The following is a 304-nucleotide window of genomic DNA, read 5'->3' on the forward strand; positions in this document are numbered from 1 at the left end:
CTTTCGCGAATCCCACGGCGCGCTGTTCCTGCAGGCGTTTCCGGACCGCTCCGGCATCGCGCGCGACCCCACCGGGCCGGAGGACGGGCCGGGCCATTACACGCGCATCGGCGACGGCCTGTTCGCCGTGACGGGCGGCTGGCCCTCGATCCATGCGACCCACACCGGCGGGCAGTGGCTCGGGTTGCCGCCGACCGGACGCAAGGTCGAGATGCGGGTCGCCGATTGGTACCGGCTCGACCGCGACGACAAGATCATCGACAACTGGGTGATGATCGACGTGCCGCACATGCTGCAGCAGATG

Annotated in this window: 1 protein-coding gene; it reads left to right on the forward strand. The window is 69.4% G+C overall.

What is annotated here, in order from left to right:
- On the forward strand, positions 1–304 hold a 304-nt coding region (locus D0817_RS27165; protein ID WP_161568491.1), incomplete at both ends, for an ester cyclase.

The sequence above is a fragment of the Flavobacterium cupreum genome, from assembly GCF_003996965.1.
Classification (GTDB): domain Bacteria; phylum Bacteroidota; class Bacteroidia; order Flavobacteriales; family Flavobacteriaceae; genus Flavobacterium; species Flavobacterium cupreum.